The sequence below is a fragment of the Microbacterium sp. STN6 genome (assembly GCF_026410545.1).
GTDB lineage: Bacteria > Actinomycetota > Actinomycetes > Actinomycetales > Microbacteriaceae > Root112D2.
In genome coordinates this window covers 890,182-913,835 of sequence record NZ_JAPMIT010000001.1, presented here as the reverse complement: position 1 = coordinate 913,835, position 23,654 = coordinate 890,182, and the positions used below count along the sequence as shown (strand labels likewise).

Here is a 23,654-nt window from a genome sequence, read left to right as displayed (position 1 = left end):
GGGCCGAACGTCAATCAGGGGTGATGTCGAAGTCGAAGAACGCGGTGGAATGAGCCACGACGCGGGCAGACCCCACCGCGAAGACACACGCCAGTCGATGGTCGAAACGGCCGCCGTCGAGAATCGCCGCCGGGCTCGCCGATGCGCCCCCGGCGGAGCCTCCGCTCACTCCGCTGACGGCCGCGACAGCGACGAACGAGCCGCCTGGCACGCCGGGCACGGGCGGCGGCGCAAGAGGCGCCTGCCCGCTCGCCGTGGTCACGTCGGGCCGCGCGTGCGCCGCGCTCGCCGGCAGGGCACGTCGAAACAGTGCAGCATCTGTCGGCAGAAAGCGCGGCGCTCCCGCGCGTGTGGCGGATGAAGCGGCACCCGATTCCGCTCCTCCGACCGATCCGGAGTCTGAAACGCCCGAACCACCTGAAACACCCAACCGCCCGAGGCGAAGGACGTGGGCACTGCGATCAAGGATCGAACTCGGCTCTGCGACGGCGCCGATCAGCACGCCGGAAAGCGACGACACCGCACCGAGCTGCGGCAGAACAGGCAGAACGCCGATCGCCTCCCCGAGCGCGTGCCCGACGGGACGCGTCACGGGTTGGAGGCTGACGAGGGCACTCCCAAGAGCGCTGGTGACCGGATGCAGAGGCCGAGAACCGGATGCGGCGGCAGCCTCAGCAGCCGCCGGACCGGTGGCCGATGTCGACGACGGCACCGTCGCCGCACTCGGTGTGGAGGTGGGAGCTGGGATCGCGGCGGTCGATGCGGCCGGAGCCGGCGATGCAAACGAGGCCGGCGTCGCGAGCAACGTCTCGAGCGCCTGCGAGACGGTGTGGTTCAGCGAGGAGAGACCCAACGACGAGACGAGACCCTGCGATCCGGCGGAGGGCGCGCCTGCGGGCGACGCGACGGCGGGCGACGCGACGGCAGGCGACGCGACGGCGGGCGACCCGAGAGCGGATCCGACGGCGGGCGAATCGGTCGACGGCTCGGCGGCAGACGCCCTTCCCGAGCCGAACATCATCGAACACACGAGCCACGCGGTGACCAGCGCAAGCGCCAGGAGTGCGAGACGCAGCGCACGCGGGATCCGCAGTTGCGACATGTCGCTCTCAGCCACGCTCTTCACCCCCTGCGAAGCACGGTTTCCCCATGGTCTACCCCTCGAACCAGACAACGTCTACCCCCGAATGCGTGCCATCTGGCCTTTACCACGCGCGCAGCCTAGGCTGGGGCTAAATCCCATACCGCTCAGGGCGACGTGCGCAACGCGCGCGTGCCTGCGCATGAGATACGCGCCGTCGAGGAGGACGGCTTCCACGCGACAGACCACGCCCTCCGGGCGGAGCTGGGCGAGTGGAAGGAAATACCGTGTCAGACAACAGAGCTGTGGCGTACAAGGGACCGGGCAAGGTCGAGGTCATCGACATCGACTACCCGACCTTCGAACTGAAGGATGGGCCGGGGGTGAACCCGGCCAACGTGGGCCGCAAGGTTCCGCACGGCGCCATCATCAAGACCGTCGCAACGAACATCTGCGGCTCGGATCAGCACATGGTGCGCGGTCGCACCACGGCGCCGGTCGATCTCGTGCTCGGCCACGAGATCACAGGAGAGGTGGTCGAGACCGGCCCTGACGTGGAGTTCGTCAAGGTCGGCGACCTCGTGTCGGTGCCGTTCAACATCTCATGCGGACGCTGCAAGAACTGCAAGGAACGCAAGACCGGCGTCTGTCTCAACGTGAACCCGGATCGACCGGGCAGCGCATACGGGTACGTCGACATGGGGGGCTGGGTCGGCGGCCAGGCCAACTACGTGCTCGTGCCCTACGCTGACTGGAACCTCCTCGTATTCCCCGACAAGGATCAGGCGATGGAGAAGATCCTCGATCTGGCGATGCTCTCGGACATCTTCCCCACCGGGTACCACGGCGCGGTCAGCGCCGGCGTGGGTACGGGATCGACCGTGTACATCGCGGGCGCGGGGCCCGTGGGCCTCGCGGCGGCGACATCCGCTCTGCTGTTGGGGGCGGCGACCGTGATCGTCGGCGACATGAACGAGGGCAGGCTGCGGCAGGCGGCGAGCTTCGGATGCGAGACCGTCGACCTGACCAAGGGCGACCCGGCCGACCAGATCGAGCAGATTCTGGGCGTTCCTGAAGTGGACTGCGCGGTCGACGCGGTCGGCTTCGAGGCGAAAGGGCACGGCGAGGGCGCCAAGGAGGCTCCGGCGACCGTGCTCAACTCTCTGATGACGCTGACGGCGGCGGGCGGCGCACTCGGCATTCCGGGACTGTACGTCACGGGTGACCCGGGCGGCGTTGACGAGGCGGCGAAGACGGGCTCGCTCTCCCTTAACCTGGGGGCCGGATGGGCACGGTCGCTGTCGTTCACGACCGGGCAGTGCCCAGTGATGAAGTACAACTTCGGGCTCATGCGCGCGATCCTCGCCGACAAGGTGCACATTGCGAAGAACGTGAACGCGAAGGCGATCAGCCTTGACGACGCGCCGCGCGGGTACGAGGAGTTCGACAAGGGTGCCGCGACGAAGTATGTGCTGAACCCGAACGGGTACCTCGACGCCGCCTGAGGAGGGCGGCTGCGGCCGTAAGGCAATCGGGTCGGGTCGAATCGCGGGTGTTTCGGAAGGGAACCCGCGATTCGGCCCGACCCGTTGCTGCGATTGCGTGCGACGGCGTGACGCGACAGCGTGATGCGACGGCGCTGCACCAGGCCATGTCAGACCAGGCGCAGGCCGTTCTGCAGCCGGGTGCGCACCTCGAACACGTCGGCGATGTCAACCGTGGCGCCCGCGCCGGTGCGCAGCACGAGCGGCAGAAGCGACCGGCCGACGAGCGCCGCGCCGGCGTTGCGGCCGCGATCGACGGTCTCCATGGACGCGTCGAGCGCCTCATCCGGCACCACAATGCCATAGCCGGTGAATCGCACGCCGAGCGAACGCGCGAGGCGCTTCGCCGCGCGCACCAGCGTCTTGATGGGGTCGTCGAGCGCCAGGCCCTCCCCCGCCACTTCGCCCTTGACGAGACGAACGGATGCGCCCCAATCCTCCGAACGCAGGGCGAACAACCCGGCCGGGCCGAGCACGATGTGGTCGATCACGTAACCGGGATCATCGGTGGCGACGGCGCTCCAGAGCGTGTACCCGATGCCGAGGGCTGTGACGCTCCGAGCCGTCGCCTCCTCGGCGAGCGCCTTCGCGAGCAGCCTGCGGATCTCGAGCGGCGCCGAGCGCACGAGCGCCGGATCGTACGGATCGTCGAGATCGCTGCCCCGGCCCGACCATTCCTGCATCAGCGCGAGGAACCGCTCCCTGGCGTGTCCGCCGGGGTGGCCATAGGTGCGGGCGCGCGGCGACGACGAGCCGCGGGGCCGGGAGTGGCCCGATGATGAGGTACCGGCCGGGCGGGCGCCGGCCGCGGCATCCGTGCCCTGGCTGTACCCTGGCGAATCCGCATCGAAATCAGACCCGGTACCGCTCGATGAGCCGCGATCGTACGCCGCTCGCCTGGCGGGGTCGCCCACCCGCTCCCACGCATGCTGCACCGCCTGAAACCGCTCGGCGCTGCCTCCCGTGTCGGGGTGCGTCTCCCGCAGCAGCCTGCGGTACGCCCTGCGCAGCTCGTCCTGACTCGCGGAAGCGCTCATGCCGAGCACCTCATACGGTGTCGGCGTCGCCGGGCTCTCAGGCATCCCTCGCATGTCTCCTTCTTCTGCGCGCACGACAGCTTAGCGAGCCAGCCGATGCCGCCGCTGAGCGGATGCGCGGGGCAGGCACCGAGGTGCGCGTACGACCGGCCGCGGTTGCGGCAGCACAGCCGAGCGGATGCGCGCGGCAAGCGCCGCGGTTCAGCGCGGCTCGATGAGGTGCGGGCCCTCGTCGACGACCGGCCCGACCTCGTAGAACTCGAGCGAGGAGGCCACCGTGACCGCCGCCCGCACCGCCTCGTCGAGAAGCGCCTGGTCGCCGACGACCGTGGGGTCGAGCCAGTGATCCCACAGCTCACGCGGCAGGGGCACAGGATTGCGGTCGTGAATGTGCTCGAGCGTGTGCACCGCGTCGGAGGTGAGAATCGTGGCGGTCAGATGCCACCGTTCCGGGTCGTCCCTGGCGAGGGCAGGATCGGCCCACCACGAATACAGCCCGGCGAGGCCCATGATGTCGCCGGGCAGCCTGATGAAGTATGGCGTCTTCGTCTTGCCTATGGTCTGCCACTCGTAATAGCCGGTGGCCGGGATGATCGCACGCCGGGAACGCACGGATGGCGCGAACGACGCCTTGCTCGCCGCCTCCTCCGCCCTCGCGTTGAACGTGGGGTACTTGGTCTTCAGCTCTTTCGAGAACGAGGGAACGAGCGACCAGCGGGCGCTCTCGAGACGGCGGGTGACCTCGCCGTCACGCGCGGATTCGATGACGACGGGCACCGGATCGGTCGGCCTGATGTTGTAGGTCGGCCGCCAATTCTCGAGGTTCGCCAGCCCGTGCTCCCCCACGAACTCGGCGATGAGTTCGTCGGTCTCCTTGTCCATTGCGAAGCGTCCGCACATGCGACGAGCCTACGACGGACCGCCGACAAGCAAGCAGGCGGGCAAGCACACGCCGAAACGCACGACGAGCCGGCGCCCCTCGCCTCACCAGGGAACGGTCGTTCCGCGGAAGTCGAGGTACTCGAGGCCGGGCACGCTGCGCTTGGCGAGCATGACGTCGACGATCTTCGGAACGTTCTCGTCGATCGTGAACGGTGCGTCGTCGCCACCGAGGGCGGTCTTGATCCAGCCCGGCGCCATGAGGAGCATGGCGCGATCCGTGTCGGCCTGACGCACCGCGAAGCTGCGCATGAACTGGTTGAGGGCCGCCTTGCTTCCTCGATACACCTCCCGAGATCCCCTCGTGTTGTTCGTGATGCTGCCCTGGCCCGAGGTCATCGCCCCGATGAGGCCGTCACTCGGCACGAGGTCCTGCAGCGCCTCGATGACCCGCATCGGGCTGAGCGCGTTCGTGACCATCACGTCAATGAAGTCCGAGGTGGGCACGCTGCCGATCGGCGTCTCCTCGTTGTTGGTTGTGCCCGCATTGACGAACAGGATTGCGAGCTCGCTGCCGACCCCGCCCGCCAGCCTCTCGTGAAGCGGAGGCAACTGCTCTGGCTTCGTGATGTCGAGCTCCTCCACGGTGATCCGGCCGCCCGAGCGCGCGGCGGCCTCGTGCAGAGGGGTTGCGGCAGCGAGGTCTCGCACGGTTCCGATCACCCGCCATCCGCGCTTCGCAAGCTCCTCGACGATAGCCAGGCCGAGGCCTCGGGAGGCGCCGACGATCAATGCGGTGTTCGTCTCGTTCGTCATGATTCAACGCTAGCGGGACGGCGCGGGCCTCACGGAGTGCACGCACATCAGACGCGCAGAGAAGAGCGCTAGCTGCCCCGCGTTATCAGCCGGCCTGGGAGATGCGCACGGTGTTGCCCGACGGGTCTCGGAACGCACAATCGCGCGGGCCCCACGACTGATCGATGGGTTCCTGCAACACCTCGGCCCCCGAGGCGCGCACCTGTTCGAAGGTCGCATCGAGGTCGCTCGTGCTGAAGACGATGATGGGCAGCACGCCCTTGACAAGCAGCTCCTGCAGGGCGTCGCCATCCGCCTTCGGCCGGCCGGCGTGCGGCTCGGAGATGACGATGCCGAGGCCCGGCTGCCCGGGCGTACCGAGCGTGACCCAGCGGAATCCGCCGTTCCCCACGTCGTTCTGCACCTCAAGGCCAAGGGCGTCGCGATAGAAGCCCAGGGACTCGTCCACATCGTTGACGGTGATATTCGTGTACTGAAGTGAAATGCTCATGACGCCACGCTATTGAGCGTGTGAAGCGGATGCTTCTCGGATCCTGCTCGATGCGGTGAGCCGGACCGGCCGCGCATGGGCCTTGACCACGCAGCCGGGGATGCCGGCGACGGCGGTGTACTCGCGCATCCGATATTCACGGGGGTTCAGGCCGACGATTTCGGTGAAACGAGCACTGAATGAACCCAGCGACGTACAGCCGACGGCCATGCACGCATCGGTGACGCTCATGCCCTGCCGTAGCAGTTCCATGGCGCGCTCGATGCGTCTGGTCATGAGGTAGCTGTACGGCGTCTCGCCGTAGGCCGCACGGAACTGCCGGGAGAAGTGCGCGGGCGACATGTGAGCGCGCCGGGCGATCGTGGGCACGTCGAGAGGCTGCGCGTACTCGCGATCGATGAGATCGCGGGCGCGGCGCAGGAGCGTGAGTCGCTCGATCTCCTGCGGGGTCATGGAGATGACGGTAGCACCGAGAGGCCGGGCATGAACACAGTGTCGGTGGCAATTGACATAGTCGAACATATGTTCGAATATGAGGGCATGACCGGTTCTGAGCGCGTACAGGCGTTGCAGGCGCGCATCACGCAGATGCAGCGCCGCACGCTCGATGAGCGCGCGCTGCCGACCCTGCCTCCCCTCGCCGAACTGCTGCCCGGCGGGGCCATGCGGGCGGGGTCGGCGTACTCGGTCATCGAATCCCACGCGCTCGTCATGGCCATGCTCGCGGGGCCGAGCGAGGCCGGCTCGTGGTGCGGCGTCGTGGGCGTGCCCGACTTCGGGGTGGAGGCCGCCGCCGGGTTCGGCATCGACCTGCAGCGCCTGGTGCTGGTGCCGAACCCGGGCGACCAGTGGCTCACGGTGACGGCCGCGCTCGTCGACGTTCTGCCCGTCGTCGTCACGCAGCCACGTGGGCGTGTCAATGAAGCGGATGCCGCGCGGCTCGCCGCCCGCCTGCGACAGCGCGGCGCGACCCTGATCGCCGTCGGGCCATGGCCCCAGAGCGAGGCAAGGCTGAGCGTCGAGACCGGCTCGTGGAGCGGCATCGGCGCGGGGTTCGGCCGGCTGAGACAGCGCAGCGTGACGGTGACCGTGGCGAGCGGTGCCGATACGGGCCGGCGCCGACGCGGGCGCCTGTGGCTGCCCGGCGGGAACGCGGGCCTTGAGGCGGCCCCGCGGCTGGTCGCGGTCGACAGGCCGGAGGGCGCGCTGCCGTGGGATGCCTCCGGCAGCACTGACGAGCCCCTGCTGAGGACGGTGGTCTAGATGCCCGCCCCCTCCTCCTCCGCTCGCGCCATCGTGCTCTGGGTGCCAGACTGGCCGGTCGTCGCCGCCCTGCAGACCGCTCACGCCGCCGCCCTCGCCCGCGCGGGCGACGACATCGACGATGGTGCGCCGGTCGCCGTCATCGACCGCGGGCGCGTCTACGCGTGCTCCGCGAGCGCCCGCACGAGCGCCGTGCGCCGCGGGCTGCGCGTGCGGGAGGCCCAGGCCCGCTGCCCCGAACTCCGCACGATCGCCTACGACCCGGTTCTCGACGCCCGCGCCTTCGAACCGGTACTGGCTCTCGTGGAAGCGCTCATGCCGGGGGTGCAGCCCATCCGGCCCGGCCTGTGTGCGATCCGCGCCCGGGGGCCCGCTCGCTTCTATGGCGGCGAGCGGGAGGCGGTGCAGCGGCTGCTGGGCGAGTTGGCGGCATTCGGGCTGAGGGGGTGCCGCATCGGCATCGCCGACGGCATCTTCGCAGCCGAGCAGGCCGCGCGGCATCCGGAGTCGATCTCGGGCGCCGAGTCGATCTCGGGCACTGAGTCGATCTCGGGCGCTGAGTCGATACACATCGTGCCGATGGGCGAGGCTGCGCGCTTTCTCGCCCCGCTTCCGGTCGGCATCCTGGGAGATCCGGGGTTGACGACGCTGCTGGTGCGGCTCGGTCTGCGTAGCCTCGGCGACTTCGCCGCGCTCGACGCCGCGCAGGTGCGCCAGCGCTTCGGCGAAGTCGGCGCGCACGCGCATGCGTTGGCCGGCGGCGACACGACCAGCGGCATCACGCCGCGCGCTCCGCAGAGAGATCTCGATGTCGGCATCGATCTCGAACCCCCGCTTGAGCGCATCGACCAGGTGACCTTCGCGTTCCGCACGGCGGCGGAGCGCTTCATCGCGCAGGTCAGCGCCATGCACGAGGTCTGCACAGCGGTGCGGGTGAGCATTCGGAGCGAATCGGGGCAGGTCTCCGAGAGGGAATGGCAGCACCCGCGCTGGTTCACCGCCTCCGACGTGCTCGATCGCGTGCGCTGGCAGCTGCAGGGCTCGGGAAGCGCGGCGGGTGCCCTGAGCTCGGCCATCTGCCGAGTTGCGGTCAGCCCCGGCAGCAGGGATGCGGCGAGCAACCACGAAGAGGGCCTCTGGGGTTCGGCGCCCGACGAGCGCATCCACCACGGGCTCTCCCGCGTGCAGGGGCTGCTCGGTCACGACGCGGTGGTGACTCCCGTTCTCGGCGGCGGTCGCATGCTCGCCGAACGCGCCGTGCTGGTGGCCTGGGGCGACCGAGAGCCAGCGGATGCTGCCGCATCACGCCGTCGCCCGTGGCCCGGGCAGCTGCCTCCCCCGCTGCCGGCTCGCGTGTTCTCGCCGCCGCGGCCGGCGGTGGTGAGAAGCCCCGCCGGCGAGAGCGTCACCGTGGATGAGCGCGGACGGGTATCCGCGCCGCTCGCGCAGGTCGGGGTCGACGGGCAGGCCGCCGATGTGCGGCCCAACGCGGGGCGGCCCAACGCAGGGCGACCCAACACAGGGCAGGCCGCCGACGCGGAGCCACCCGCGCTGCTCGTGCCGCAGCTGCGCGCCGTCACGGCCTGGGCCGGCCCGTGGTCGGTCGACGAGCGGTGGTGGGATCGCGCCTCGGCACGGCGGCTGCACCGCTTCCAGGTGGTCGACGACACCGGCGAGGCCTGGCTGCTGCTGCAGGAGGGCGACCGCTGGCTTGCGGAGGCGCGCTATGACTGAGGGCACTGCGGTCGGCCTCACAGACAGGAGGCGAACCGATGGGCTGGAATAACCCGCCGATCCCGTGGTCGGAGCTGGAGCGCAAGCTCTCCGGCCGGGGTGCGCAGGGCGCGGGCACGTCTGGCAGGGACGAGCCGCAAACCGACGGAGCGATCAGCCGCAAGCGGCATCCATACCGGCCTGCGCCAACGCCACCGGCCGACGGCGACCCGCTCGTGCCGTACGCCGAGCTGCACGCGCACTCGCACTACAGCTTTCTCGACGGGGCAAGCTCCCCGGAAGAGCTGGTGGCCGAGGCGTCCCGGCTGCGACTGAGCGCGCTCGCGCTCACCGACCACGACGGCCTGTACGGCATTGTGCGCATGGCCGAGGCGGCCGAGGCGCACAACCGGCTCGCCCGCGAGACCGGTTCGGCACCGGTGAAGACCGTGTTCGGCGCCGAGCTCTCGTTCGAGCTCGGCAAGCCGCAGAACGGCGAGGCCGACCCCGAGGGCAGCCATCTCGTGGTGCTCGCCCGCGGTCAGGAGGGCTACCACCGCCTCGCCGGTGCGCTTACCAACGCCCAGCTCGCCGACGGCGCCGAGAAAGGCCGCCCACTCTACGACATCGACGCCCTGGCCGAGCAGGCCGCCGGCCACTGGGCCGTTCTCACCGGATGCCGCAAGGGCCGGGTGCGTCAGGCCCTGGAGCGCGGCGGGGTCACGGCGGCAGCGCGCGAGGTCGAGCGGCTGGTGGCACTGTTCGGCACAGACAACGTCTTCATCGAACTGTTCAGCCACGGCGATCCACTCGACGACGAGCGCAACGACGCCCTGGCCGCCATCGCCGCGAAGGCCCACCTGCCCACGCTGGCAACCAACAACGTGCACTACGCCGCTCCCCGCGACCGTCGGCTCGCTGCTGCGGTCGCGGCGGTGCGCGCACGGCGCAGCCTCGACGAACTGGATGGCTGGCTGCCGGCATCCGGCACGGCGCACCTGCGCAGCGGTGCCGAGATGGCGGCACTCTTCGCCCGCTACCCCGGAGCCGTCGAGCGCACCGTCGCACTAGCCGACGAGAGTGCGTTCGAGCTGCGCAGCGCGCGGCCCAGGCTGCCGAAGCAGGAGGTGCCTGCCGGGCGCACCCCCATGAGCTGGCTGCGTGAGCTCGTGCGCGCGGGCGTGGCCGAGAAGTACCCGAGCGCCGCCGCGCTGCCGGATGCCGCACCCGAGACCATCGCGAAAGCCGCGGCGACGGATGCCACGTGGCGGCGCCTCGAGAACGAGCTCGCCGTCATCGAGGCCAAGGACTTCCCCGGCTACTTCCTGATCGTGCACGACATCGTGCGCTTCGCCCGCAGCCGCGGAATCCTCTGCCAGGGCCGCGGCTCGGCCGCGAACTCCGCCGTCTGCTACGCGATCGGCATCACGGCCGTCGACTCCATCTATTACAACCTGCCGTTCGAGAGGTTCCTCTCCAGCATCCGCGACGAAGAGCCAGACATCGACGTCGACTTCGACTCCGACCGGCGCGAGGAGGTGATCCAGTACGTGTACGAGAAGTACGGGCGGCGCAACGCAGCGCAGGTGGCGAACGTGATCGCATACCGGCCCAAGTTCGCGGTACGCGACATGGCGAAGGCCCTCGGCCACAGCCCCGGCCAGCAGGACGCCTGGTCGAAGCAGGTGGAAGGCTACGGCAGCGAGGTCACGAGCCAGGAGCACACGATCCCGCAGCCCGTGATCGAGCTGGCCACCGAGCTGCTGAAGACGCCGCGGCACCTCGGCATCCACTCGGGTGGCATGGTGCTCACCGAACGTCCGGTCGGCGAGGTCTGCCCCATCGAGCACGCCCGCATGGAGAACCGCACCGTGCTGCAATGGGACAAAGACGACTGCGAATGGATGGGCCTCGTCAAGTTCGACCTGCTCGGTCTGGGCATGCTCGCCGCGTTGCAGTACGTGTTCGACCTCGTCGAGGCGCATCTGGGCGAGAGGTGGAGCCTCGCCACGCTGCCCCGCGAAGAGCCGGCCGTGTACGACATGCTGTGCCGGGCCGACGCGGTCGGGGTGTTCCAGGTGGAGAGCCGGGCGCAGATGGGCACGCTGCCCCGGCTGAAGCCGCGGCGCTTCTACGATCTGGTGATCGAGGTGGCGCTCATCCGCCCCGGGCCCATTCAAGGCGGCGCGGTGCACCCCTATATTCGCCGGCGCACGGGTGAGGAGGCGGTCACGTACCTGCATCCGGATCTCGAGCCGGTGCTCGAACGCACGCTGGGAGTGCCGCTGTTCCAGGAACAGCTCATGCAGATGGCCATGGCCGTCGGCGGGTGCAGTGCCGAAGACGCCGACCTGCTGCGCCGCGCCATGGGCTCCAAGCGAGGCCGCGAACACATCTCGACTCTTCGGCGCAAACTGTACGACGGCATGGCGGCCAAGGGCATCTCGGCCGCCGACGCCGACATCATCTACGAGAAGATCGAGGCCTTCGCCAACTTCGGCTTCGCCGAGAGCCACTCGCTGGCCTTCGCCCTGCTCGTCTACGCCAGCTCCTGGCTCAAGCTGCACTACCCCGCCGCGTTCCTCGCCGCGCTGCTGCGGGCGCAACCCATGGGGTTCTACGCGCCGCACACCCTGGTCGCCGATGCACGAAGACACGGCGTCGAGGTGCGCCACGTCGACGTTCTGCTCTCGGGGGTCGACGCGGGGCTGGAGCCGGGCGGAGCTGTGGACGATGCGACGGTGAGTGACGCGGCGGCAGGCGACGCGGCGGGCGACGCTCCAGGCTCCACAGGCCTCGGCCGCTGTCTCGACGCCGAGCAGCCGCCCGTCGGCCCCTTCGACATTCAGGCACCGGATGCCTCGGGCGAGCACCGTCGCGATGGCAACTACTCGGTCAGGCTCGGGCTGGCCGGGGTGAACCTCATCGGCGAGAAGCTCGCCCGGCGCATCGTTGCCGAGCGTGAGGGCAACGGCCCGTACCGTGACATGGCCGACATCGCCCGACGCGTGGGCCTGACCACCCCGCAGCTCGAGTCGCTCGCCGCCGCGGGCGCCTTCGATTCCCTCGGCATCGGGCGCCGCCAGGCCATGTGGAACGCCGGCTGGGCCGCGGACGAGCGCGCCGACCAGCTCATCGGCAGCGCCATCTCGGTGCAGCCGCCGCTGCTGCCCATGCTGAGCCCGGCCGAGCAGACCGTCTACGACCTCTGGGCCACCGGCATTTCCCCGAACGACCACCCGATCCGGCATGTGCGCGACATGCTCACCGGCCGCGGGGCGCTCAGCATCGAGGCGACCGCCACCGCCGAGCCCGGCAGGCGCATCGAGGTGGGCGGTGCCGTCACCCACCGGCAGCGGCCCATGACGGCGGGTGGCGTCACGTTCCTCAACCTCGAAGACGAGACCGGCATTCTCAACGTGATCGTCGGCGTCGGCGTCTGGAACCGTTACCGCCGTGTCGCCCGTGACGCACCCGCCATGATCGTGCGCGGCATCCTGGAACGCTCCCCCGAGGGCATCACCAACCTCATCGCCGACCGCCTCGAGACACTGCCGCTGAGGGCGCCAGTGAGTTCCCGGGACTTCCAGTGAGACGGGTCTCGACGCAGCATTGCGCATCTCGCGCACCGGGAAGGCGGAGGCAGGACCCCGCGCCCATGGCGATCGGATGCCCGCGGATTAGAATGGCGCCGTGACGGATGCCGAACCCCCGTCGGGATGAAGTGATCACACTGTTACGGGTCATCAGCTACAACCTGCGCAAGAACCATGCGAGCGGCGAACTCGTCGCCCTCGCCGAGCGGTTCAAGGCCGATGTGCTCTGCCTGCAGGAGTGCGACACCACGAGCATGCCCGCCGACATCGACACGCTGCACCTCGCCGACTCCACGAAACGCAACCGCCTGGGGCTCGCCGTCTACTACAACCGTGAACGGTTCACCGCCCACGAGACGCGAGCGTACGAGCTGAAGAAGTCGCTGCATGACCGCGTTCTGACCCCGGCGCATGAGCGGCTCATCGGCACCTGCCTCATCGAGAACGGCACAGACGAGCACCTGGTCGTGGCGTCGTTCCACGCGGCCCCCCTCACGGCACTCAACTCGCTGCGCCGCAAGCAGATCACGGCCGCGTACGCCCAGTTGAGCGAACTCGGCCACGGCGCCCCCACCCTCATGGTCGGCGACTACAACTACCCCATCTTCAAGAACAAGCTCGTCGCGCACGTCTCCGAGTCGGGCTACGACCTCTCGCTCAGCGACAAGCGCACCTACACCCGCTACAAGATCTTTCGAGGCCACTTCGACTTCGTCACCTCAGTGGGGCTGGATGTGGGCAGCGTCGAGACGCTGCCCGGCGGGGACTCCGACCACCGGCCGATCCTGGTGAGCGCCGACTACAGCCGCTGAGCGGGCGCGGGGATCTCGATACGCGCTTCGCGCTACTCGATCAGCGGCGAACGCGGGCGGGCCTGATGTTCTCCCCCGCGCCACGGTCGACGAGCAGCGCCTCGAGCGTCGCGGCGAGCGTGATCACGGCGATGGCCACGAACGCGACGCGGTATGGCGCAAGGGTGCCGGCACCGGCATCCGTCAGCTGTCCCGCCCGCAGGGCAAGCGCGCCCACCGTGACCCCGAAGCCCGCCGCGAGCTGCTGCACCGTCGAGGACAGCGTGTTCGCCTCGGTCATTCGCTCATGCGGCACGTCGGCGAACGCGATGGTGTTGTACGCGGTGAAGCCGATCGAGCGCATCGCCCCGCCGAAGACGAGCAGCGCCGCGATGAGCGCGACCGGCGTGGCCGGGGTGATCAGCGCGACGGCCGCCATGCTGAGCGCGACCCCCAGCGTCGAGCCGGCGATCACGGTGCGAAAGCCGAAGAGCACCAGAAGCGGCGTCGTGGCCGGCTTGATCGCGAGATTGCCGACGAAGATGAACAACACGAGCGCGCCCGACACCACGGGAGACCAGCCGAAGCCGTCTTGCAGCAGAAGCGGCACCAGGAACGGCACCGCGTTCACCGCGAGCCGGAAGAGTGACCCACCCGCGTGCGTGAGCCGGAACGTCGCGATGCGCAGCGAGCGAAGATCGAGCAGCGGATGCGCGGCCCGCCCGAGATGCAGGATCGCCGCCGCGCTGAGGCACACCCCGAGCGCCGCGAACAGCGCCACCCACGCCCACGACTGCACGGCCGAGGAGAGCAGCGACCCCAACCACACCAGGGCGCCGAGACCGCCGCACGTGAGGATCAGGCCCGGCCAGTCGAGTCGCGCCGGGTGCTCGCGAGAGCCGGCGGGCACGAGGCGAAGCGCCGCGACGAGCGCCACGACTCCGAGCGGCACGTTGATGAGGAAGATCCAGTGCCACGAGAGCGAGGTGACGAGAATGCCGCCCACGAGCGGCGCCACGACGGGAGCGGCCAGGGCGGGCCATGTGAGCCAGGCGATCGCGTGGATCAGGTCCTTCTTCTCGGTCACCCGCAGCACGGTGAGCCTGCCGACGGGCACCATCATGGCGCCGCCGATACCCTGCAGCACGCGCGCCGCGACCAGCATCGGCAGGCTCGCGCTCGCCGCGCAGAGCACGGAAGCGAGTGTGAACACGACGATCGCGCTCGTGAACACGAGCCTGGCGCCGAGGCGCTGCGTGAGCCATCCGCTGAGCGGAATGAGCACGGCGAGCGTGAGCAGGTAGGCGGTGATGGCGACGCCGACCTCGGCCGAGCTGACGCCGAACGCATTCGCGATCGGTGGGGCGGCGGTCGTCAGGATGGTGCCGTCCAGGTTCTCCATGAAGAACGTGCCGGCAACGAGCAGCGTGATCGCGCGCTGGCCGCGGCTGGTGGTGTCGGCCGAGGGCGACGCTGTCGACATGGCGCTCCTCCCGGCATCCGTCGCGCCCTATTCGACGCGCGAGACGACCCTACCCAATGCGGGCCATGCGAAAAGCACCGGCACGCCAACCGCCCGGCGTGCGGGCGACGAGCGCGTAAGATGACGACCGTGAGCAACGTGCATTCGACGCAGACCAGCGAGACCCACGCCCATCAGAACGAACCGGCAAGCGACGAGCCCCTCATTCGCGCCGTCGGCGGCGAACTGCCCGGCCCGCTCGGCCCGCTGCTCGCCACGCTCGTCGTGATCGTCTCGCTCGGCCTCACCATCTGGAGCCTCATCGCCACGTGGAGTGGCACGCCCCACAACGGCCTGCCGCTGTTCGCGACCTTCGTGGCCGGCACCGTCGTCTCGCTGACCGCCATCTACGCGCGCCGAACGTTCAGCTACGTGATCGCCCTCATCGGGGCGGCCGCCTGGCTGTGGATCTCGATCCTCCCGCTCGTGCCGATCGCCGCGGGGCTGCTGCAGGCCGTCAGCGTCACGGTCATGGTCATCGGCGTCGTGATCGCGCTCGAGGCAGTCAAGTACACGAAGATGCCGCGCTTCTAGGTGTATTGCCCCGGGGCGTCGGTACGGTGCATCGGGCTCTCGAACAGGCAAGGGGAATTCCCGATGCGGCTCGAACGCTGAGGAAGTCATGAAGCGCATCGGCTTTCTCTCCTTCGGCCACTGGCAGCGCGTTCCGGGCTCGCGCACGCCGACCGCACGCGAGGCGCTCGTGCAGACCATCGAGCTCGCTGTCGCGGCCGAAGAGCTCGGCATCGACGGCGCATACGTTCGCGTGCACCATTTCGCGCCGCAGCTCGCCTCGCCGTTCCCGCTGCTCGCCGCCATCGGCGCGCGCACGAGCCGCATCGAGATCGGCACCGCCGTCATCGACATGCGCTACGAGAACCCCCTCTATATGGCAGAGGATGCCGCGTCCGCCGACCTCATCAGCGGCGGCCGCCTGCAGCTCGGGGTGAGCCGCGGTTCACCCGAACCGGCCCTGAAGGGGTCGGAATCGTTCGGGTTCGTCCCTGCAGAGGGCACGACGGATGCGGACCTGGCCCGCGCGCACACCGACCTCTTCCGGGCCGCCATCCAGGGCGCCGGCGTCGCGCACGCCGACCCTGCGATGACCGGCACGAGCGGCGCGCTCGCCATCCAGCCTCAGTCCCCCGGGCTCGCCGACCGCATCTGGTGGGGCTCCGGCACGCGCAAGACCGCCGAATGGGCGGCCGAGCAGGGCATGAACCTCATGAGCTCGACGCTGCTCACCGAAGACACGGGCGTGCCGTTCCACGAGTTGCAGGCCGAGCAGATCGCCCGATACCGCGACGCGTGGAGAGCGGCCGGGTGGGAACGCGAGCCGCGCGTATCGGTGAGCCGCAGCATCCTGCCCGTGGTCAGTGACGCCGATCGCGACTACTTCGGCGGCCGGGGCGCGGGCGAGCGGCGCGACCAGGTGGGGCATCTGGACGGCGGCCTCGCGCGCTTCGGCAAAAGCTACGTGGGCGAGCCGGATGAGATCGTCGCCGAGCTGGCCGAGGACACCGCGGTGCGTGACGCCGACACGCTTCTCGTCACCGTGCCGAACCAACTGGGCGTGGACTACAACGCGCGGCTGCTCGAGACGATCGCGCGCGACATCGCACCCGCGCTCGGCTGGCGCGACTGACTGACGCCTGACTGGCTGGCTGACTGACTGACTACTGACTGACTGACTGACTGGCGCGTGTTACCTGGCGAAGTAGCCGCGGTAGTACTCGTAGGTCCAGCCGACGATGCTTACGAGGAACAGGGCGAGGCCGATCGGCACGATCCAGATGCCGATCGCGAGTCCGAGGAAGAAGATGAACCCGCTGGCCCCGATCATGAACGGCCACCAGCTCCACGGGCTGAAGAAGCCCATCTCGGGGTCGTCGTCGTCGATCTCACCGTCGCGGCGATCCTGCTGCAGCGGTTCCGTCTGCGCGCGGGCGTGCACGGTCAGGTAGAAGGCGATCAGCCCCCACAGCACGACGCAGAGGAGGAGCGCGATCGATCCCGCCCACTCCACACTGTGGTTGTCGACCGCGTTCCACCAGATGTAGAGGATGCCTTCGACGAAGAAGAACGCGGCAAGCGCCCAGAACATCCACGCGTTGAACTTCATCGCCGACCACCGCCGGGCGCCGATGAGGAGGGCGCGTCTCCCCCGGCGCCCGATTCGCCCGCACGAACCGCATGCGCCTGGGTCGCGCTGTCGGTCGGCGGCCCCGCCTCCGGGTGGTTCTGGTCGAACGCCGGCGATTCACTGCGGATGCGCGGGATCGACGTGAAGTTGTGCCTCGGCGGCGGGCAGCTCGTCGCCCACTCCAGCGAACGGCCGTAGCCCCACGGATCGTTCACGGTGACCTTCGGCGCATGCCTGGCCGTGAGGTACACGTTCGCGAGGAACGGGATCATCGACACTCCCAGCAGCATGGCGCCCACGGTCGACAGCTGGTTCATCCACGTGAAGTTGTCCGCGGCCGAATAGGTGGCGTAGCGGCGCGGCATCCCCATCACCCCCAGCCAGTGCTGGATCAGGAACGTCATGTGGAACCCGATGAAGAGCAACCAGAAGTGCCACTTGCCCAGCCGCTCGTTCAGCATGGTGCCCGTGAGCTTCGGCCACCAGAAGTAGAAGCCGCTGAACATGGCGAACACGACGGTTCCGAACACCACGTAGTGGAAGTGCGCCACCACGAAGTACGTGTCGGAGACCTGGAAGTCCAGCGGCGGCGACGCGAGGATCACGCCCGTGAGCCCGCCGAACGTGAACGTGATGAGAAAACCGACCGCCCACAACAGCGCCGATTCGAACGTGATCGATCCCCGCCACATGGTCCCGATCCAGTTGAAGATCTTCAGGCCTGTCGGCACGGCGATGAACATCGACATGAGCGAAAAGAACGGCAACAGCACGGAGCCCGTCACGAACATGTGGTGCGCCCACACGGTCGTGGAGAGCGCCGCAATGGCGATGGTCGCGAAGATGAGCGACTTGTAGCCGAACACGGGCTTGCGACTGAAGACCGGGAACACCTCAGAGACGATGCCGAAGAACGGCAACGCGATGATGTAGACCTCCGGATGCCCGAAGAACCAGAAGAGGTGCTGCCACAGAAGGGGCCCCCCGTTCTCGGCGTCGAAGAGATGGGCGCCGAAGACGCGATCGGCGCCCAGGCCGAAGAGCGCGGCGGCGAGCACGGGGAACGCCATGAGCACGAGCACGCCCGTGATCATGACGTTCCAGGTGAAGATGGGCAGCCGGAACATCGTCATGCCCGGCGCGCGCATGGTGATGATGGTGGTGATGAAGTTGACGGAGCCCAGAATGGTGCCAAAGCCGCTCAGGGCGAGGCCGAACACCCACAGGGTGCCCCCGACGCCGGGCGAGAACGTCTCTGACGAGAGCGGCGTGTATGCGAACCAGCCGAACCCTGCCGGCCCCTGCGGGGTGAGGAACCCCGCCACCACCATGAGGGCGCCGAACGCGTAGAGCCAGAACGAGAGCGCGTTGAGGCGCGGGAACGCCACATCCGGCGCGCCGATCTGCAGGGGCATGATGGCGTTGGCGAACCCGGCGAACAGCGGCGTGGCGAACAGCAGCAGCATGATCGTGCCGTGGATCGTGAAGAGCTGGTTGTACTGCTCCTTGGTCTGAACGAGGGCGAGCCCCGGCTCGAACAGCTGCGCCCTCATGATGAGGGCGAGGACGCCGCCGAGACAGAAATAGAGGAACGACGTGATGAGGTACAGGTTGCCGATCACCTTGTGATCGGTCGAGGTGAGCCAGTGCACCAGCAGGTTGCCGCTGCGGATCCTCAGATCATGCGCCTGCTCGTCATTCAGCTGTTGTGCCGCAGTGGGGTGCACCAACTCCGTGGTCATGCATCACTTCCAGACTTGTTGCAGCATCCCCGCCTCTCACGCTACGCCGAGCGCCGCCACTGTCAAGGGCGCTGCTGTCAAACGCGCTACTGTCACACGCGCTACTGCCAAACGCGCTACCCATCAGCGGATGCCGCAGGCCGCACCGTTTCGATCAGGTGCCGCGCTCCGCTCAGCCGCGCCGCCAGTCGTCCGCCGTCAGATGCGACCCGCCCTGCGGTCCCATCTGCAGCATGCCGCCGTCGACGACCCACGACGCACCCGTCACATAGCTCGACTTCGACGAGGCGAGGAAGGCGATCACGTCCGCGATCTCGCGCGCGTCGCCTGGCCTGCCGAGCGGGATTCCGGGTCGATGGATGCCCATGGGGTCCACATCGGTCTCGTCGTTCATCGGGGTCGCGATCTCGCCGGGTGCGACCGCGTTTGCAGTGATGCCGTACTCCCCCAGCTCGAGAGCGATGGTCTTGATGAGGCCGCCGAGGCCATGCTTGGCCGCGTCGTACGCGGCGGATCCGACCCTCGGCTGGTGCTCGTGCACACTCGTCACGGCGATGATGCGGCCGCCGCGCCCGGCATCCACCATGCGCCTCGCCGCCCTCTGGATGCACACGAACGCGCCGTCGAGGTCGGCGCAGACCGTCGTGCGCCACGTCTCCCAATCAGTGTCGAAGAAGCGCGGGCCGCCATTGATGCCCGCGTTGTTGACGAACACATCGACGCCGCCCAGCTGCTCGGCCATCGCATCGATGACGTCGCCGCATTCGGGCGCCGTGGTGGTGTCGAGCTGTGCCACGACGGCTCGCGCCCCCGCATCGCGCACCAGCCCTGCCGTCTTTTCAGCGCCCTCCTCGTCGGAATGCCAGGTGACGCCCACGTCGACGCCCATGTGCGCGAGCGCGACGGCGGTAGAGCGCCCGATCCCGGAGTCCGAGCCCGTCACGATGGCCGTTTTCGGAGTGAAATCCGTGCGTGTGTTGCTCATGCGCCACATGCTCGTCGTCGCGCGCCTCGCCTGCAAGCCCGCGAGGGCAGCGTGCGGAACCCTTGCCGCCGGATACGGTCGCGCCTACCGTGCGAGGCATGAGCAGCATGAGCAGCATGAGCAGCATGCGCCACTGGGACTGCGTCGATGATTCGCATGCGCCGGCGCCTGTGGTCGCCCCCGCCCTGCCGGAGTTCGCCGGCGGCCTGCGCCTGCTGCACGAGGGCTACGGGTACGGGTCGAAACGCTTCGAGCAGTTGCAGACGGACTACTTTCGTGCCCGTGTCCTCACGACCGAGGCCGTCTTCATGCGCGGTCTCGACGCGGCCCGCTTCTTCTACGAGGGCGGGCACTTCGCCCGGCACGGTGCGATGCCGGCCTCGACGACCAGTCTGCTGCAGGGCTCCCTCAGTGTGCAGGGGCTCGAGGGCGAGGCGCACCGGGAACGCAAGGCCATGCTCGTCAGCCTGCTGGACGACGACGCATGGCTGCTCGAATGCTTTCGCCGTCGCTGGGATCAGGCGGCTCGCCACTGGAGCATGGCGCAGCGCATCGTGCTGCAGCAGGAGATCGTGCCGGTTCTCGCTGAGGCCGCGATGGACTGGGCCGGGGTGCCGGTGCGCTCACGCGATCGCGGCAGACCCGGCGAGCTCGCATCCATGGTTCAGTACTCGGGAACCGTGGGGCCTGTGAACTGGGCGGCACGAGCTCGCCGGCTGCGCACCGAAGCGTGGGCGCGGTCTCTGATCCGCGAGGCCCGCCGCTCACGCGATACACGGCAGACACCCCTGGCCCGTCTCGCGCATCACCGCAACAGGAGCGGCCAGCTGCTCAGCGTCGACACGGCCGCCACTGAGCTGGTCAATCTGCTGCGACCGGTGGTCGCGGTCGGCCGCTTCATCGTGTACGCGGCGCTGTCACTGCACCGACGCGCGCGGTGGCGGCACGCGTTCGAGGAAGGCGACGAGGGCGACCTCATGGGGTTTGTCGACGAGGTGCGCCGCTTCTACCCGTTCTTCCCGATCATCGCGGGTCGTGCACAGAACGACCTGCACTGGCGGGGGCTTGCTCTGCCCAAGCACAGCCTCGTCGTACTCGACCTCTATGCCACCGATCACGACCCCGCGGTCTGGCCGCAGCCGATGCGCTTCCGCCCGCAGCGCTTCCGCGAGGCGGGTGATTCGCTCGTGGTCGCGCAGGGCCTCGGCGAGATCGAGACCACCCACCACTGCCCCGGCGAGGGCATCACCCGCGCCCTCATGGCCGAGAGCGTACGCCTGCTGGCGCGCGACATGCGCTACGAGGTTCCCGCGCAGGACCTGCGGGTCAGCCTGCGGCGCTTTCCGAGCGGGCCGAAGGACGGCTTCATCATGAGCGACATCAGGCTCGCCGCATGAGCACGACCGTCTTCCCCGTCGCGCCGATGCTGGCGAAGGCGGTCGATGCCGTGCCTGAAGCCGACAGCGTGCCGGGCGGCCTGCTGTACGAACCGAAATGGGACGGCTTTCGCGGCATCGTCTCGTTCGACGGCGATCGCGTCGAGATCGGCAGCCGCGGCTCGAAGATGCTCACCCGCTACTTTCCCGAATTGACGGATGCGTTCGCTCGCCTTCTGCCCGAACCCTGCGTTCTCGACGGGGAGATCGTGCTGCAGAGCGGACCCGAGGGCGAGGCGCGGCTCGACTGGGATGCGCTGAGCGAGCGCATCCACCCCGCGGCAAGCCGCGTGCGACGCCTGGCGAAGGAGACCCCCACGATGTTCGTGGCGTTCGACCTTCTCGCGGTCGGCGGCGAGAGCCTGCTGGATGAGCCGTTCGAAGTGCGGCGTGCCCGGCTGGAGCGGCTGGTGCGGGGGCTCGGCCATCCGCTGCATCTGAGCCAGACGACCAGAGATGTCGACGAGGCGCGACGGTGGCTGGCCGAGTTCGAGGGCGCCGGGCTCGACGGGATCGTCGCCAAGCCGCTCGCCGCGGCGTACACCCCGGGCAAGCGTGTGATGCTGAAGGTCAAGCACCACCGCACGGCCGACGTAGTGCTGCTCGGCTACCGCGTGCACCGCAGCGGGTCTGGCGTCGGCTCGCTGCTGCTCGGGCTGTACGACGCCGAGGGCGAGCTGCGCAACGTCGGCGGCGCGTCTGCATTCACCGATCGCAAACGCAAGGAGCTCGTCGACGAGCTCGAGCCGCTCGTCATGCGTGATGACGATGGCGAGGTCGTGCGCGGCGAGACCGAGCGCAGCCGGTTCTCGGCCAACAAGGACACCTCGTACGTGCGGCTGCGGCCCGAGCGCGTGGCCGAGGTGCGGTATGACCAGATGGAGGGTTCCCGGTTTCGGCATACGGTGCAGTTCGAGCGCTGGCGGCCGGATCGCGAGCCGCGCTCCTGCACGTTCGAACAGCTGGAGCGGCCCGTCGCGTACGACCTCACAAAGGTGTTGGAGTGAGGCGAGGGGGTGAGGCCTGTGTGACGGGCACGGCGGATGCCGGTGTGATGCTCCGGTAGCATTGCACTCCTTGTGACTTCTGCACCCGCATCCGTTCTGCCCGCTATTCCCCGCGACTCAACCGTGCTCGGCGCGCTGAGAAGCCCGCGCCTGCTGACCCGCGAGGTGCTCGCCGGCCTCGTCGTGGCACTGGCGCTTATTCCCGAGGCCATCTCGTTCTCCATCATCGCCGGCGTCGACCCGGCCGTCGGGCTCTTCTCCTCGTTCATCATGGCCATGACGATCGCGGTGGTCGGAGGCCGGCCAGCCATGATCAGCGCGGCGACGGGCTCGGTCGCGCTCGTCATCGCGCCCGTCTCGCGGCAGTATGGCATGGACTTCTTCATCGCCACCGTGCTGCTCGCCGGACTGTTCCAGGTCGTTCTCGGGTTGCTCGGCGTCGCCCGACTCATGCGGTTCGTGCCGCGCAGCGTCATGGTGGGCTTCGTCAACGCGCTGGCGATCCTCATCTTTCTCGCGCAGTTGCACAACCTCATCGACGTGCCGTGGGCCGTGTATCCGCTCGTGGCGGCGGGAATCGCCGTCATCGTCTTCTTTCCCCGTCTGACGAAGCTCGTGCCCGCTCCTCTCGTCGCGATCATCATGATCACGCTCGTGACGGTGGTGAGCGGAATGAACGTTCCGACCGTCGGCGACCAGGGGCGTCTGCCGCACAGCCTGCCGTCTCTCTTCATCCCGAATGTGCCTCTGACGTGGAACACGTTCGTCACCATCGCGCCGTATGCGCTGGCGATGGCGCTGGTGGGCCTGCTCGAGTCGCTGATGACGGCGAAACTCGTCGACGACATCACCGACACTCCGTCTCGCAAGAACCGCGAATCCTGGGGGCAGGGCATCGCGAACATCGCCTCCGGCCTGTTCGGCGGCATGGGCGGCTGCGCCATGATCGGTCAGACCATGATCAACGTGCGCGCATCCGGTGCTCGCACACGCATCTCGACCTTCCTGGCGGGAGCGTTCCTGCTCGTACTCATCGTCGTGCTCGGCGACACCGTCGCCGTGATCCCCATGGCGGCGCTCGTGGCGGTCATGGTCATGGTCTCGGTGGGAACATTCGACTGGCACAGCGTGCGGCCGGCGACCCTGAAGCGGATGCCGGTGGGCGAGACTCTCGTCATGGTGGCGACGGTCGCGGTCGTCGTCGTGACGAACAACCTCGCCATCGGCGTGGTGCTCGGCGTCATCATCGCCATGGTGATCTTCGCCAAACGGGTCGCGCACTTCGCAACGGTTCAGCGCGAACTCGTGGAAAGGCCCGACGGCACGGCCTTCGCCCGGTATCGAGTGAACGGCGAGCTGTTCTTCGCCTCGAGTAACGACCTGACGACGCAGTTCGACTACGCCGGCGACCCCGCCGAGGTGGTCATCGACATGAGCGCGTCACACGTCTGGGACGCCTCGACGGTGTCGGCGCTCGACGCCATCGCGCACAAATACGAGGGCCACGGCAAGAGTGCCGTGATCGAGGGCATGAACGAGGCGAGCGCGCGCTTCCACGGGCGCCTGGCGGGACGACTCGGCGGGGCGCTGTAAGCGGCCGGCCGACATC

At 68.9% G+C, this 23,654-nt stretch carries 20 protein-coding genes; 10 read left to right on the top strand and 10 right to left on the bottom strand.

Annotated elements, in window-relative coordinates; translation table 11 throughout:
* Nucleotides 1-10: 10 nt before the first annotated feature.
* Nucleotides 11-1,117, bottom strand: coding sequence for a hypothetical protein (locus OSC27_RS04175; RefSeq protein ID WP_267180142.1), 1,107 nt, complete (start codon nucleotides 1,115-1,117; stop codon nucleotides 11-13).
* A gap of 251 nt (nucleotides 1,118-1,368) precedes the next feature.
* Between OSC27_RS04175 and fdhA the strand changes: the two genes are divergently transcribed.
* Nucleotides 1,369-2,586, top strand: a complete 1,218-nt coding sequence (gene fdhA / locus OSC27_RS04170; protein ID WP_267180141.1) for a formaldehyde dehydrogenase, glutathione-independent — start codon at nucleotides 1,369-1,371, stop codon at nucleotides 2,584-2,586.
* Nucleotides 2,587-2,735: 149 nt separating this feature from the next.
* Here the strand turns inward: fdhA and OSC27_RS04165 are convergent, their stop codons facing one another.
* From OSC27_RS04165 to OSC27_RS04145, 5 genes are all read right to left on the bottom strand, one after another.
* On the bottom strand, nucleotides 2,736-3,707 hold the full coding sequence (locus OSC27_RS04165; RefSeq protein WP_267180140.1) for a J domain-containing protein: 972 nt from the start codon (nucleotides 3,705-3,707) through the stop codon (nucleotides 2,736-2,738).
* Nucleotides 3,708-3,863: 156 nt separating this feature from the next.
* Nucleotides 3,864-4,562: an SOS response-associated peptidase gene (locus OSC27_RS04160; RefSeq protein ID WP_267180139.1), complete on the bottom strand. Its 699-nt coding sequence runs from the start codon at nucleotides 4,560-4,562 to the stop codon at nucleotides 3,864-3,866.
* An 84-nt stretch (nucleotides 4,563-4,646) separates the two neighbouring features.
* The gene (locus OSC27_RS04155; protein ID WP_267180138.1) at nucleotides 4,647-5,357 is read right to left on the bottom strand and encodes an SDR family NAD(P)-dependent oxidoreductase; all 711 of its coding nucleotides are present in this window, start codon (nucleotides 5,355-5,357) and stop codon (nucleotides 4,647-4,649) included.
* Between the two features lie 85 nt (nucleotides 5,358-5,442).
* Nucleotides 5,443-5,847 carry a VOC family protein gene (locus OSC27_RS04150; RefSeq protein WP_267180137.1) on the bottom strand — a complete coding sequence of 135 codons (405 nt, stop codon included), beginning with the start codon at nucleotides 5,845-5,847 and terminating at the stop codon, nucleotides 5,443-5,445.
* Nucleotides 5,848-5,856: 9 nt separating this feature from the next.
* Nucleotides 5,857-6,300 carry a helix-turn-helix transcriptional regulator gene (locus tag OSC27_RS04145; RefSeq protein WP_267180423.1) on the bottom strand — a complete coding sequence of 148 codons (444 nt, stop codon included), beginning with the start codon at nucleotides 6,298-6,300 and terminating at the stop codon, nucleotides 5,857-5,859.
* Between the two features lie 69 nt (nucleotides 6,301-6,369).
* Between OSC27_RS04145 and OSC27_RS04140 the strand changes: the two genes are divergently transcribed.
* From OSC27_RS04140 to OSC27_RS04125, 4 genes are all read left to right on the top strand, one after another.
* Nucleotides 6,370-7,110: a hypothetical protein gene (locus OSC27_RS04140; RefSeq protein WP_267180136.1), complete on the top strand. Its 741-nt coding sequence runs from the start codon at nucleotides 6,370-6,372 to the stop codon at nucleotides 7,108-7,110.
* Entirely contained in the window at nucleotides 7,111-8,844 is a 1,734-nt protein-coding gene (locus OSC27_RS04135) for a DNA polymerase Y family protein (RefSeq protein ID WP_267180135.1), read from the top strand.
* Between the two features lie 38 nt (nucleotides 8,845-8,882).
* On the top strand, nucleotides 8,883-12,416 hold the full coding sequence (locus OSC27_RS04130) for an error-prone DNA polymerase (RefSeq protein ID WP_267180134.1): 3,534 nt from the start codon (nucleotides 8,883-8,885) through the stop codon (nucleotides 12,414-12,416).
* Between the two features lie 107 nt (nucleotides 12,417-12,523).
* A complete protein-coding gene (locus OSC27_RS04125) occupies nucleotides 12,524-13,231 on the top strand; it encodes an endonuclease/exonuclease/phosphatase family protein (RefSeq protein ID WP_267180133.1) in 708 nt (235 codons plus the stop codon).
* Between the two features lie 40 nt (nucleotides 13,232-13,271).
* On the opposite strand, the gene OSC27_RS04120 is transcribed toward OSC27_RS04125, so the two are convergent.
* A complete protein-coding gene (locus OSC27_RS04120; protein WP_267180132.1) occupies nucleotides 13,272-14,693 on the bottom strand; it encodes an MFS transporter in 1,422 nt (473 codons plus the stop codon).
* Between the two features lie 129 nt (nucleotides 14,694-14,822).
* Between OSC27_RS04120 and OSC27_RS04115 the strand changes: the two genes are divergently transcribed.
* Both OSC27_RS04115 and OSC27_RS04110 read left to right on the top strand, forming a co-directional pair.
* The gene (locus tag OSC27_RS04115) at nucleotides 14,823-15,266 is read left to right on the top strand and encodes a hypothetical protein (RefSeq protein ID WP_267180131.1); all 444 of its coding nucleotides are present in this window, start codon (nucleotides 14,823-14,825) and stop codon (nucleotides 15,264-15,266) included.
* An 88-nt stretch (nucleotides 15,267-15,354) separates the two neighbouring features.
* Nucleotides 15,355-16,377 carry an LLM class flavin-dependent oxidoreductase gene (locus OSC27_RS04110; RefSeq protein ID WP_267180130.1) on the top strand — a complete coding sequence of 341 codons (1,023 nt, stop codon included), beginning with the start codon at nucleotides 15,355-15,357 and terminating at the stop codon, nucleotides 16,375-16,377.
* Between the two features lie 60 nt (nucleotides 16,378-16,437).
* Here the strand turns inward: OSC27_RS04110 and OSC27_RS04105 are convergent, their stop codons facing one another.
* The 3 genes from OSC27_RS04105 to OSC27_RS04095 form a co-directional block, all read right to left on the bottom strand.
* A complete protein-coding gene (locus OSC27_RS04105; protein ID WP_267180129.1) occupies nucleotides 16,438-16,854 on the bottom strand; it encodes a cytochrome c oxidase subunit 4 in 417 nt (138 codons plus the stop codon).
* The gene (gene ctaD, locus OSC27_RS04100; protein WP_267180128.1) at nucleotides 16,851-18,617 is read right to left on the bottom strand and encodes a cytochrome c oxidase subunit I; all 1,767 of its coding nucleotides are present in this window, start codon (nucleotides 18,615-18,617) and stop codon (nucleotides 16,851-16,853) included. The genes OSC27_RS04105 and ctaD overlap by 4 nt, the downstream gene beginning before the upstream one ends.
* A gap of 172 nt (nucleotides 18,618-18,789) precedes the next feature.
* Nucleotides 18,790-19,602, bottom strand: coding sequence for an SDR family oxidoreductase (locus OSC27_RS04095; RefSeq protein ID WP_267180127.1), 813 nt, complete (start codon nucleotides 19,600-19,602; stop codon nucleotides 18,790-18,792).
* 98 nt (nucleotides 19,603-19,700) lie between these two features.
* Between OSC27_RS04095 and OSC27_RS04090 the strand changes: the two genes are divergently transcribed.
* From OSC27_RS04090 to OSC27_RS04080, 3 genes are all read left to right on the top strand, one after another.
* Nucleotides 19,701-20,999 carry a cytochrome P450 gene (locus OSC27_RS04090; RefSeq protein WP_267180126.1) on the top strand — a complete coding sequence of 433 codons (1,299 nt, stop codon included), beginning with the start codon at nucleotides 19,701-19,703 and terminating at the stop codon, nucleotides 20,997-20,999.
* Nucleotides 20,996-22,045 carry an ATP-dependent DNA ligase gene (locus OSC27_RS04085; RefSeq protein WP_267180125.1) on the top strand — a complete coding sequence of 350 codons (1,050 nt, stop codon included), beginning with the start codon at nucleotides 20,996-20,998 and terminating at the stop codon, nucleotides 22,043-22,045. Before OSC27_RS04090 ends, OSC27_RS04085 begins: the two co-directional genes overlap by 4 nt.
* Before the next feature lie 72 nt (nucleotides 22,046-22,117).
* Nucleotides 22,118-23,638: a SulP family inorganic anion transporter gene (locus OSC27_RS04080; protein ID WP_267180124.1), complete on the top strand. Its 1,521-nt coding sequence runs from the start codon at nucleotides 22,118-22,120 to the stop codon at nucleotides 23,636-23,638.
* Nucleotides 23,639-23,654 lie beyond the last annotated feature (16 nt).

Bases quoted from the DNA above. Each gene is read 5' to 3' on its own strand.
- OSC27_RS04130 (WP_267180134.1), top strand. From the start codon at position 8,883: ATGGGCTGGAATAACCCGCCGATCCCGTGGTCGGAGCTGGAGCGCAAG.
- OSC27_RS04125 (WP_267180133.1), top strand. From the start codon at position 12,524: ATGCCGAACCCCCGTCGGGATGAAGTGATCACACTGTTACGGGTCATC.
- OSC27_RS04165 (WP_267180140.1), bottom strand. From the start codon at position 3,707: ATGCCTGAGAGCCCGGCGACGCCGACACCGTATGAGGTGCTCGGCATG.
- OSC27_RS04135 (WP_267180135.1), top strand. From the start codon at position 7,111: ATGCCCGCCCCCTCCTCCTCCGCTCGCGCCATCGTGCTCTGGGTGCCA.
- OSC27_RS04095 (WP_267180127.1), bottom strand. From the start codon at position 19,602: ATGAGCAACACACGCACGGATTTCACTCCGAAAACGGCCATCGTGACG.
- OSC27_RS04160 (WP_267180139.1), bottom strand. From the start codon at position 4,562: ATGTGCGGACGCTTCGCAATGGACAAGGAGACCGACGAACTCATCGCC.
- OSC27_RS04090 (WP_267180126.1), top strand. From the start codon at position 19,701: ATGAGCAGCATGAGCAGCATGAGCAGCATGCGCCACTGGGACTGCGTC.
- OSC27_RS04140 (WP_267180136.1), top strand. From the start codon at position 6,370: ATGTTCGAATATGAGGGCATGACCGGTTCTGAGCGCGTACAGGCGTTG.
- OSC27_RS04105 (WP_267180129.1), bottom strand. From the start codon at position 16,854: ATGAAGTTCAACGCGTGGATGTTCTGGGCGCTTGCCGCGTTCTTCTTC.
- OSC27_RS04085 (WP_267180125.1), top strand. From the start codon at position 20,996: ATGAGCACGACCGTCTTCCCCGTCGCGCCGATGCTGGCGAAGGCGGTC.
- OSC27_RS04155 (WP_267180138.1), bottom strand. From the start codon at position 5,357: ATGACGAACGAGACGAACACCGCATTGATCGTCGGCGCCTCCCGAGGC.
- OSC27_RS04150 (WP_267180137.1), bottom strand. From the start codon at position 5,847: ATGAGCATTTCACTTCAGTACACGAATATCACCGTCAACGATGTGGAC.
- OSC27_RS04145 (WP_267180423.1), bottom strand. From the start codon at position 6,300: ATGACCCCGCAGGAGATCGAGCGACTCACGCTCCTGCGCCGCGCCCGC.
- ctaD (WP_267180128.1), bottom strand. From the start codon at position 18,617: ATGACCACGGAGTTGGTGCACCCCACTGCGGCACAACAGCTGAATGAC.
- OSC27_RS04110 (WP_267180130.1), top strand. From the start codon at position 15,355: ATGAAGCGCATCGGCTTTCTCTCCTTCGGCCACTGGCAGCGCGTTCCG.
- OSC27_RS04120 (WP_267180132.1), bottom strand. From the start codon at position 14,693: ATGTCGACAGCGTCGCCCTCGGCCGACACCACCAGCCGCGGCCAGCGC.